Annotated in this window: 9 protein-coding genes; 2 read left to right on the plus strand and 7 right to left on the minus strand. The window is 67.5% G+C overall.

Features of this window, described 5'->3' with window-relative positions; translation table 11 throughout:
* Both GPA_RS20220 and GPA_RS11540 read right to left on the minus strand, forming a co-directional pair.
* Positions 1–277, minus strand: a 277-nt coding sequence (locus GPA_RS20220) for a crossover junction endodeoxyribonuclease RuvC (protein WP_231847638.1), incomplete at its 3' end; no start/stop codon positions are given.
* 161 nt (positions 278–438) lie between these two features.
* Positions 439–1,239 (minus strand): YebC/PmpR family DNA-binding transcriptional regulator, encoded by an 801-nt coding sequence (locus GPA_RS11540; RefSeq protein ID WP_041239546.1) that lies wholly within the window; start codon positions 1,237–1,239, stop codon positions 439–441.
* Between the two features lie 305 nt (positions 1,240–1,544).
* Between GPA_RS11540 and bfr the strand changes: the two genes are divergently transcribed.
* Entirely contained in the window at positions 1,545–2,009 is a 465-nt protein-coding gene (bfr, locus tag GPA_RS11545) for a bacterioferritin (RefSeq protein WP_015539965.1), read from the plus strand.
* Between the two features lie 123 nt (positions 2,010–2,132).
* On the opposite strand, the gene GPA_RS20225 is transcribed toward bfr, so the two are convergent.
* Positions 2,133–2,273, minus strand: a complete 141-nt coding sequence (locus GPA_RS20225; RefSeq protein WP_156791020.1) for a hypothetical protein — start codon at positions 2,271–2,273, stop codon at positions 2,133–2,135.
* A gap of 246 nt (positions 2,274–2,519) precedes the next feature.
* Between GPA_RS20225 and GPA_RS11550 the strand changes: the two genes are divergently transcribed.
* The gene (locus GPA_RS11550) at positions 2,520–5,339 is read left to right on the plus strand and encodes a LamG-like jellyroll fold domain-containing protein (RefSeq protein ID WP_041239547.1); all 2,820 of its coding nucleotides are present in this window, start codon (positions 2,520–2,522) and stop codon (positions 5,337–5,339) included.
* 89 nt (positions 5,340–5,428) lie between these two features.
* Here the strand turns inward: GPA_RS11550 and moaC are convergent, their stop codons facing one another.
* The 4 genes from moaC to modB form a co-directional block, all read right to left on the minus strand.
* Complete coding sequence (moaC, locus tag GPA_RS11555) at positions 5,429–5,932, minus strand: cyclic pyranopterin monophosphate synthase MoaC (protein ID WP_015539967.1); 504 nt, start codon at positions 5,930–5,932, stop codon at positions 5,429–5,431.
* 209 nt (positions 5,933–6,141) lie between these two features.
* Positions 6,142–7,143, minus strand: coding sequence for a GTP 3',8-cyclase MoaA (gene moaA, locus GPA_RS11560; protein WP_015539968.1), 1,002 nt, complete (start codon positions 7,141–7,143; stop codon positions 6,142–6,144).
* A gap of 96 nt (positions 7,144–7,239) precedes the next feature.
* Positions 7,240–8,352: a sulfate/molybdate ABC transporter ATP-binding protein gene (locus tag GPA_RS11565; RefSeq protein ID WP_015539969.1), complete on the minus strand. Its 1,113-nt coding sequence runs from the start codon at positions 8,350–8,352 to the stop codon at positions 7,240–7,242.
* Positions 8,349–9,620: molybdate ABC transporter permease subunit (gene modB, locus GPA_RS11570; RefSeq protein WP_041239548.1), on the minus strand; the 1,272-nt coding region annotated here is incomplete at its 5' end. The genes modB and GPA_RS11565, both read right to left, overlap by 4 nt.

A 9,620-nucleotide genomic window follows, 5' to 3' on the forward strand; every position in this document is an offset into this window, starting at 1 on the left:
CCGCGCCGCGCGCCTGGCCGGTGGCGAAGGCGCTCTGCGCGTTCGCACCGAACCACACCGTCTCGATGCCCACGCACGTGGGCGCGAACCGCCTGATGACGGCCGCCATCTGCTCGTGTATCTTGCCCAGGCGCCGCGCGAGCGGCGCCTGGGCCGGCGTGGAGATGCAGCCGTAGGCCACGCACGCCAGCCGCGGCCCGCTTTGCGCCACCACGCCCCAGCCCGTGTTCGCCAGGCCCGGGTCGATGCCGAGTATCGTCCGTTCGGTGCGCGCCATCCGTTCCCTTCGGTTCGCAAACGTTTGTTCGCGCTATCCTACCACAAAAAAGACGCGCCGGGAGCGCGTCTTTCAAGTAATCCATCGTTCGCCGACCACGCCTCGCGGCAGGGCGCGAAAGGGCGCCGATCGGTTTCGGCGGTCGTCAGGCTGCCGGAGCCCTACTCGTCGAGCGCCTCGGCGATCTCGTCGGTGATGTCCATGGTGTGGTAGACGTTCTGCAGGTCCTCGAGCTCCTCCAGCTTGTCCACCAGGCGCATGACCTTCTTCGCGTCGGACACGCTCACCTGGGTGGGCGTGGTGGGAATCATGGTGAGCTCGGCGCCCTTCGTCTCGGTGCCGGCCTCTTCCAGCGCCTTCTTCACGGCCATGAGGTCGGTGGGGCCGGTGTAGATGATCCACTCGTCCTCGGCGTCCTCGTAGTCGTCGCCGCCGGCCTCGGCCACGGCGAGCATGAACTCCTCCTCGTCGGCCGCGGCGCCGTTTGGCTTCACGGGGTTCTTCTTGTCGCCCGTCTCGACCTCCTTGGGAACCATGATCTGGCCCTTGCGCTCGAACTGGAACGCCACGGAGCCGGAGGTGCCCAGGGAGCCGCCCGCGTGCGAGAACGCGCTGCGCACGTCGGCCGCGGTGCGGTTGCGGTTGTCGGTCAGCGCCTCGCAGTACACGGCGATGCCGGCCGGGCCGTAGCCCTCGTAGACGACCTCCTCGTAGTTCGCGGCATCCTTGCCGGAGCCGAACGCCTTGTCGATGGCGGTCTTGATCTTGTCCTTCGGCAGGGAGTAGCCCTTGGCCTTCTCGATGGCGGCCGCCAGCGACGCGTTGTTCTCGGGGTTCGGGTCGCCGCCCTCTTTCGCGGCCACCGTGATGATGCGCGACAGCTTGGAGAACAAGGCCGAGCGCTTCGCGTCCTGCGCCGCCTTGCGGTGTTTCGTTGTAGCCCACTTAGAATGCCCAGACATATACTTCCCTTCCACAGAGCACTATCGGCCAAACATTCTAGCACATCCGTCAAATACCCTGCTCGCTTATCGCACGGTCTTCAAAAAACGGCCTGCGACGGCCCGGCCGGGCCAGTCGGGCCGGACGGCCGGGTGTCCAGGCGCGGGCTCGCACGGGGCGAGTTGACGGACGTGCGACGGCGTGCCTACGGTACCGTGACCGAGCCGCCGATTCAGCAGCACGCCCCTACAATGGCTGGAAGACGAGGGACGCCGGCGTCCGGCGGGTCCTCCCTGACCGCCCGTCAACCAAAAGGAGCACTGCCATGAAAGGAAATCCTGAACTCATCGACACGCTGAACGACCTGCTTGCCAGCGAGCTGGCCGCCATCAACCAGTACATGGTGCACGCGGAAATGGCCGAAGACTGGGGCTACGAGCGCCTGAGCAAGAACTTCAAGACGCGCTCGATCACCGAGATGACGCATGCGGAGCGCCTCATCGAGCGCATCCTGTTCCTGGAGGGCACGCCCATCGTGTCGAACCTGGACGACATCCACATCGGCGCCACCATCCCCCAGCAGGTGGACAACGACCACGCCTCAGAGCTCACCGCCATCAAGATGTACAACGAGGCCATCGTGCAGGCCGGCAACGTGCTGGACTACGCCACGCGCGACATCCTCGAGGCCATCCTGCGCGACGAGGACAAGCACCTCGACGAGCTGGAGGAGCTGCAGGACCAGATCGAGCAGATGACGCTGCCCACGTTCCTGTCCACGCAGAACTAACCGCACCGCCCGCCCGCTCGCGCACGCGCAGACGGGTGCGGAATGCGCCGCACGACCGCCCCTCTCCCTCGGGCGAATCCCCGCACGTCCAGGCGCGCCCGACCGCCTGGACGAGATCGGGGGCTATGGCAAGAAAGCGGCCTCGTTCGAAGCCGCTTTCTTGGGTTGTGCTGGAAAACCGCCTGGTGGCAAACCGCGGGAAGCGACCTTCTCGCCGAGCATCGTGCCACCGACCTGATTCTTGTCCATGATGTTTTCGATCATGGTTGATCTGCCTGCGGGCAGCCGAGGTCCAAACGCGCCCCGGCCTGCCGCCGCCCAGGCCCGCCGCCAGCCTTTTCGCACCAGGAGGCTTGAGCGAATCCTTACCTGATCCTTTCACTCGCGTGACCCCCCCCCCTTGCCGGGGCCTTACCTTGCGCGCCTACGATAGAGCGCACCGACGCCCGGCGGACTTCGCGCATGCGGAGCCACGGCGACGCATCTCGCGCAGTCGACCGAAAGGACATCATGGATTCCCAGCTCTCCTCGATCTACGACCACGGCACGTTCGGCGTATCGCGCCGCACGTTCGTGAAACTGGCCGCCGCCTGCGGGGTGACGGCCATGGGCGGCATGCTCGCATTCCCCGGCCAGCACGCCGACGCGGCCTTCACCGAGCCCGAAGACCCCAGCTGGCCCGAGCTCCCCGCCGGCAAAGTGCGCTTCACGGTGCACAGCGACACTCATTTCACCTGCTGCGACGTGGAGAAGAAGCTGCCGTTCGCCTTCGAGACCATCTACCAGGCCGTACCCGACTGCGCCGCGCACGTCTTCGCGGGCGACTCGGTGAACACCGGCACGACCGCCGAGTTCGACGCGCTTTTGGCGGGAGCGAACGCCGCCATCAGGAAGCCGGCCCTGTTCGTCATGGGCAACCACGAGTTCGGCGTAGGCGGCAGCCCCCTCGAGGGCAACGCCGTGACGAACTTCAAGTACTTCCTCTCGCACTTGACCTGCGCGGATGCCTATCAGAAACCAGGCGGCGCCTTCGAGGGCAAGCTGAACGTCCATACCGAAATAGGCGGCTACCACGTGATCGCCGCCAGCTGCGGGCGGGGCTACTGGTACGGCGACACTACCTATGACGACGACGGCACGACGCCCATCACCATCCTCGATTGGATGAAGCGCGAGATCGCCGCCGCCGCAGCCGACGACCCCACGGGCACCAAGCCCATCTTCTTCATGACGCACCATCCCTTCCCCGACACCGTCTGGTACTCCCCCACGTCGTTCAACGCCGGCTGGATCGGCGATTACGGCTCTGTGGACGACCGCAATTCCAAAGCGTTCTACAACGAGCTCAAGGCGAAGTACCCGCAGCTCGTCCACTTCTCCGGGCACACGCACATCCCCGAGGAGGACCCGCGCTCCATCTTCCAGGACGTCGACGGGTTCACGCTCGTGCAGACGGCCACCTTCGGCGATAGCTTCTGGATGCGCGGCGGCAAGGATGCCGACGGCTACGACGAGAACGGCGGCACGGGCGGACACCCGTCCGACGGCTACGATGCAAGCCAGTGCCTGCTGGTCGAGGTGGACGCCGCCAACGGACACGAGGTCACCATCCGGCGCATGGACTTCCGCCAGGGAGCCTATCTGGGAACCCCCTGGACGTTCAAGGTGTCCGACAAGTCCACCTGGACGTACACGCACGCCGCCATGGAGGCGCGCAGCCTTCCCCCGATTCTGGAGGAGGGCGCGGCCGTGCGCATACCGGCCGACTCCATCACGCAAACCGGGGCGTCGTTCGCCATCGCCGCCGACAAGATCAGGCCCGACACGTCGGGACTGTCCGACGACGTGGTGATGAGCTATCGCATCGTGGTGCTGGACGCCCAGGGGGCCGAGGTGTACAACGCCTGCTACATGTCCGACTACTACAACGCCCCCGCCAACCAGCCCGCCGAGTTCGTGCGCCCGCTGTTCGGCGCCGCGCTCGCCCCCGAAAGCCCCTACAGCCTGAAAGCCTACGCGCGCAACCCCTGGGAGAAGGAAACGCTCATCGGCGAGGTTATCTTCACCACCGCCGGAGGCGAGGCCGTCCCGGCAACGCCGCTGTTGTCCGTCGACTTCTCGCAAGGGTCCGCCGCCGACCTCTCCGAGACGCCGCATGTCCTGACTCCGTTCGGCAGCCCTGCGTTCGAGACCGTGGAGGAATTCGGCCGCCAGGTGGCCGTCTTCGACGGCGCGACGGCCGCCTTCGGCTACGACTTCGCGGCCGAGGACTTCGCCAAGCTGGCAACCTCCACCACCGCCGAGCTGCTCGTGCAGTTCACGGCGAAACCCAGCTCCGGCTACACCGACATCTTCTCCTGCGGGCAGGGAGGCGGCCAGTGGCTGGAGTACTATCCCACCGGCAAGCTGCACTACTACTTCACCGACGGCTCCACCAATGTGTCGACGCCGGTCGAGCCGGGGGTGTGGACGCACATCACCGCCACCTACGACGGCGCATCCCTCAAGATCTACCAGGATGGCGTGCTGGCGGGAGAAACCGCGGCGGCGGGGGCCATCGCCGCGCCGAACGCATCGAAGGCGCGCTGGTACATAGGAGCCGATTGCGGCGGGGAGGGAGAGCCCCAGGCGTTCAGCGCCGCAAAGGTGGCGTTCGCAAAGCTGACGCATGGCACCGTGGCGACTGCCGAGGAGGTGGCCGCGAACTACCGGGCCTGCGCCCCGTCGACCATCGAGCTGCCGGAGCCGGATGCCTTCGGCGCACCCGAGGTCGGCGCAGCCTGCGTCATACCCGCGGCCGCGGCCACGACCGCGAACGGGTCCCCTATCGAAGCGGTGCCGAGCGTCATCGACCCCGAGGGGAACCCCGTGGGCCTCTACCTCACCTCGGTGCCCGAGGGCGCCGCCGCCCTCGCGGCCGCAGCAGCTAGGGGGACCACGCTGTACTCGTTCGTTCCAACCGTCGACGGAAACCATACGGTCACCTACCGCGCCGGCTATTCCCAAGCGTCCCTGACCGTGTCCGTGGCGGCAGCCCCGATCGACCCCGATCCCGAGCCGACGCCCGATCCCCAGCCCACGCCCGATCCGACACCCGACCCCGATCCCGCTCCCGGCAACGGTGCAGGCGGCGGCACCGGCAGCTCCGGGCAGGGCACGGGCGGAAGCGGAACCGCGCCCGGGAGCACCGGCGGATCGAGGCTGGCCAAGACCGGGGACGGCATCGAGGCGGGCGGCGCACTGGTCGGCCTCATGGCCACTGCCGGCGCGGCGATCTGCGTTGCCCGCAGCTTCTGGAAAGGCGAGTTCTCCGAAGAGGAATCCCGCTAGCTCCTCTCCGCATGCACGGCGCCCCTTCGACCTCGACCGTCGTAGGGGCGCCTGGTTCCCGAAAACGGGCGGCGTCTTTTTGCGGCGCGCTAAGCCTCGCGCTCCCAGAGGCCGGTCTTGCCGCCGTCCTTCTTCAGCAGGCGCACGTCCATGATCTCCATGCCGCGGTCCACGGCCTTGCACATGTCGTACACGGTGAGGCACGCCACGCTCGCGGCGGTGAGGGCCTCCATCTCGATGCCGGTCTTGCCCGTGACGCCGCAGGTGGTGGTCACGTGGATGCCCGCGCGACCGTCTTCGCGCTCGCCCGCCTCCACCGGCGCGCACTCCACCTTGGCCTTCGTGATGTTCAGCGGGTGGCACATGGGGATGAGGCTGCTCGTCTGCTTGGCGGCCATGACGCCCGCCACGCGCGCGCAGGCCAGCACGTCGCCCTTGGCGGCCTTGCCCTCCACGATGAGCGCGAGCGTGGCGGGGTTCATGGCGATGAAACCCTCGGCCACGGCCACGCGCTCGGTGTCGGCCTTCTGCGACACGTCCACCATGCGCACGTCGCCGTGCTCGTCGATATGGGTGAGTTGCTGTTCGGTCATGGAGTGCTCCTTTGGCTCGATATCACAGGTTGAAAATCGCAGGTTGGCGCTAGTAACTCAGCGAGAAGGGCCGAGGGGTGTCGAATTCGGGGGATCGCAAGGGCGAAGCGTGCTTTGGTACGCGAGCCCTTGGGATCGCGCGAAGGCGGCGCGCCTCGGCCCTTCGCAGCATCGGCAGGTACCGACGGCCGGCAGGCCGTCGGTACCCCTCAGCCTCCAATTTGGGACATTCCCCGCTCGGTTCCTACCTTGTCGTGGTGCTCGTCGGGCTTGGCGCCCAGGGCCTGCGCGAACACGGTGCGGGCGGCCTGCTCGTCGCCCGAGCGCAGCGCGGTGCGCAGGTCGTACTCGTCGTCCGAGAACAAGCACGGGCGCAGCTTGCCGTCGGCCGTGAGGCGCAGGCGGTTGCACTCGCTGCAGAAGTGGCGCGACAGCGGGCTGATGAAGCCCACCGTGCCCTGCGCGTTCGGGAACTGGAAGTAGCGCGCCGGCCCCCAGCCGAGCGGGCGGTCGTCGCCGGCGGCCACGAGCTCGTCCATGCCGGCGGCCCGGGCGCGCTCGTTGATGATGCCGAACAGCTCCTCGCTCGGCACGACGTCGTCCTTGCCCCAGCCGCAGCCGTGGCTGCCGGAGCTCTCGCCCACCGGCATGTACTCGATGAAGCGCACATGCAGCGGGCGGTCGAGGGAGAGCTTCGCGAACGCCAGGTAGTCCTGGTCGAGGCTGCGCACGGCCACGGCGTTGATCTTCACCGGGTTGAAGCCCGCCTCGAGCGCCGCCTCGATGCCGTCGAGCGTCTGCTGGAGCTCGCCGCGGCGGGTGATCTGCTTGAACTGGGCGGGATCGAGCGTGTCGAGCGAGATGTTCACGCGCGAGAGGCCCGCTTGCTTCAGGTCATCGGCCATCTTCGGCAGCAGCACGCCGTTCGTGGTCATGGACACGTTCTCGATGCCGGGCGTGTGCGCGATGGCCCGCACGAGATCCACCACGCCCAGGCGCACGAGCGGCTCGCCGCCGGTGAGGCGGATGCTGCGGATGCCCATGCCGGCCGCCACGCGCACGGCCTGCTCGATCTCCTCGATGCGCAGGATGTCCTCGTGGGCGAGCGACTGCACGCCGTCCTCGGGCATACAGTAGATGCACCGGAAGTTGCAGCGGTCGGTGAGCGATATCCTCAAATAGTCGATGGTGCGACCATGGCTGTCTTTCATAGGGCCCCTTCTCCCTTCTCGTGTGAGAATATTATAGGCCAAGTATCCTCGATTGCGAGAGGCAATCTAGCGGACGCGACCGAGCGCGCAGGAGCGCTACCGCGACACCAGGTACACCTTGTCGGGCGGGATGCGGATCCAGAGCTCGTCGCCCTCGCAGGGCAGCTCGCCGGGGCCGGCCTTCAGCTTGTCCACGCGCCAGAACAGATGCTGGTGCAGGTACTTCATCTCGTCCTCGTCGGCGCTCACGGTGGGCGCCTCGTCCTGGACACGATCGAGGAAGCCCAGAAGCACCGTGCGGTCGAAGCGCGAGTCGCTCACGCGGTCGACGCGCACCCGGTAGCAGTTCTCGCCGGGGCCGGACGCGCGCTCGAGGTAGAACGCGCGCACGCCGAGGTGGGTGACGTCCTCGCGCACCGGCGCGGCGGTCGCCGCCTCGATGCCCCACTTCGGCAGCCTCACGCGGTGCTCGCCCATCCGCTCGGCCGGCGTGGCGTTCTTGCAGCCCGACAGCTTCACGCCCGCGAGCGACTGCGGGCGGTTCACCAGGTCGTCGCCCGTGCCCGTCTCCATGATGCGGCCGGCCTCTACCACGGCGATGCGGTCGCAGAAGCGCAGCGCCTCGTCGATGTCATGGCTCACGTACAGGATGGTGCCGTCGTAGGCGTCGAACAGGCTCACCAGGTTCTGCTCCAGCACGCCCTTCAGGTGCGCGTCGAGCGCGCTGAACGGCTCGTCCAGCATGAGGATGCCCGGCCGCGCCGCCAGCATGCGGGCGAGCGCCACGCGCTGCTGTTGGCCGCCGGAGAGCTGCGCCGGGTAGCGCTTGTCGAAGCCCTCCAGGCCGAAGCGCTTGAGCTCCGTGACCACGATGGCATCGCGCACGCCGCGCGGCACGGCGCGCTCGATGCCCGCGCCCACGTTCTCGGCCACGGTGAGGTTCGGGAACAGCATGTAGCTTTGGAACAGAAGCGCCGTCTTGCGCTTTTGCGGCGTGAGGTTCACGCGTTGCGCGGAGTCGAAGAACACCTGGTCGTTCACCACGATGCGCCCCTCGTCGGGCGTCTCGATGCCGGCGATGCAGCGCATGGTGAGGCTCTTGCCGCACCCCGACGCGCCTAAGAACCCCAGCGTCTCGTCCCCCGCCGTGAACGCCACGTCCAGCGTGAACGAAGGATACTTCTTCTTGATGTTGACTTCCAGGCTCATGCCTCGGCCCTCCTGCGGTACTTCGTCGTGCGCCGGCCCCAGAGGTTGATAAACAGGATGACCACGAAGCTGAACAGCATGATGACGATCGTCCAGAAGATGGCCACGTCGGTGTTGCCGTTCATCCACTCGAAGTAGATGGCGATGGGGATGGTGCGCGTGATTCCCAGGTAGTTGCCGGCCAAGAACAGCGTGGCGCCGAACTCGCCCAGGGCGCGCGCGAACGAGAGCACCGTGCCCGCCGCGATGGACGACCACGACAGCGGCAGCATCAGCTTGAAGAAGATCTTCGCGTTGCTCCAGCCGAGCGTGCGGGCGGCGTCCAGCATGTTGGGGTCCAGGTTCTCGAACGCGCCGCGCGCGCTGCGGTACATGAGCGGGAACGCCACCACCACGGCCGCGATGACCGTGGCCTGCCAGCTGAAGATGAGCGGGAACCCGATGTCGATGAACCACTGCCCCACGCCCGTGTTCTTCCCGAACGCGAGCAGCAGCAGAAAGCCGCACACCGTGGGCGGCAGCACCATGGGGATGGTGAAGATGGAGTCCGCGATGTCCTGCGCCCGCGCGGGGATGCGCAGGCTGAAGTACGCCGCGGCCAGCCCCAGGATGAAGATGAACACGATGGCCGTGAGCGTGGTCTTGAGCGTGACCCACAAGGGGCTCAAGTCGATGCCGCCCAGGAACTCCGCGAGCGCGGCAAAGCCGGTGGCGGCGCCCACCACCTCCACGCTGTCCGCGGGGGCCATCGTGGCGAAGTCGGCGTGGGTGGGCCGCACGTGAGCGGGGTTCGCGGCGTCGGTCACGTCCGAGCCGTCCGCGCCGATGACGCACGCATAGAACTCGCCGGGCTTGAGCTCCTGGTCGAAGCGGTATTCGACGCCCTCGTGCTCCACGATCGGCTCGTTCGTGAATATCCAGTTGCCCTGGCGCGTCAGCACCGAGCCGCCCTTGGCGTTCTCGGAGTCCAAGGCGATGAGCAGGCTCTTGAGGTACGATCGGCTCTCCGAGGAGCTTTTGTCGAACCCGTTCTCCTCGGCGACGCCGTGCGGCACGTACACGACGATGCAGGCATCGGTTGCGATGACGCCCAGGCTGCCCGGCTCGTCGGAGACGAGGTAGCGGTAGCCGGCGTAGGCGCCGCCGATGTCGCTGTTGCTGCCCACCTGCGAGCGCGAGAAGCCCTCGAGGGCGAAGGGGCTGCCGTCCAAGGAGGCGGCCGTGCCGTCGGCGGCCAGGCTCACGGCATCGTCCGCGGCCGAGGCGTC

It is taken from the genome of Gordonibacter pamelaeae 7-10-1-b (genome assembly GCF_000210055.1).
GTDB classification, from domain to species: Bacteria; Actinomycetota; Coriobacteriia; order Coriobacteriales; family Eggerthellaceae; genus Gordonibacter; species Gordonibacter pamelaeae.

Excerpts from the sequence above, each read along its gene's own strand:
- GPA_RS11540 (WP_041239546.1), bottom strand. The coding sequence starts at position 1,239 with ATGTCTGGGCATTCTAAGTGGGCTACAACGAAACACCGCAAGGCGGCG.
- bfr (WP_015539965.1), top strand. The coding sequence starts at position 1,545 with ATGAAAGGAAATCCTGAACTCATCGACACGCTGAACGACCTGCTTGCC.
- GPA_RS20225 (WP_156791020.1), bottom strand. The coding sequence starts at position 2,273 with ATGATCGAAAACATCATGGACAAGAATCAGGTCGGTGGCACGATGCTC.
- GPA_RS11550 (WP_041239547.1), top strand. The coding sequence starts at position 2,520 with ATGGATTCCCAGCTCTCCTCGATCTACGACCACGGCACGTTCGGCGTA.
- moaC (WP_015539967.1), bottom strand. The coding sequence starts at position 5,932 with ATGACCGAACAGCAACTCACCCATATCGACGAGCACGGCGACGTGCGC.
- moaA (WP_015539968.1), bottom strand. The coding sequence starts at position 7,143 with ATGAAAGACAGCCATGGTCGCACCATCGACTATTTGAGGATATCGCTC.
- GPA_RS11565 (WP_015539969.1), bottom strand. The coding sequence starts at position 8,352 with ATGAGCCTGGAAGTCAACATCAAGAAGAAGTATCCTTCGTTCACGCTG.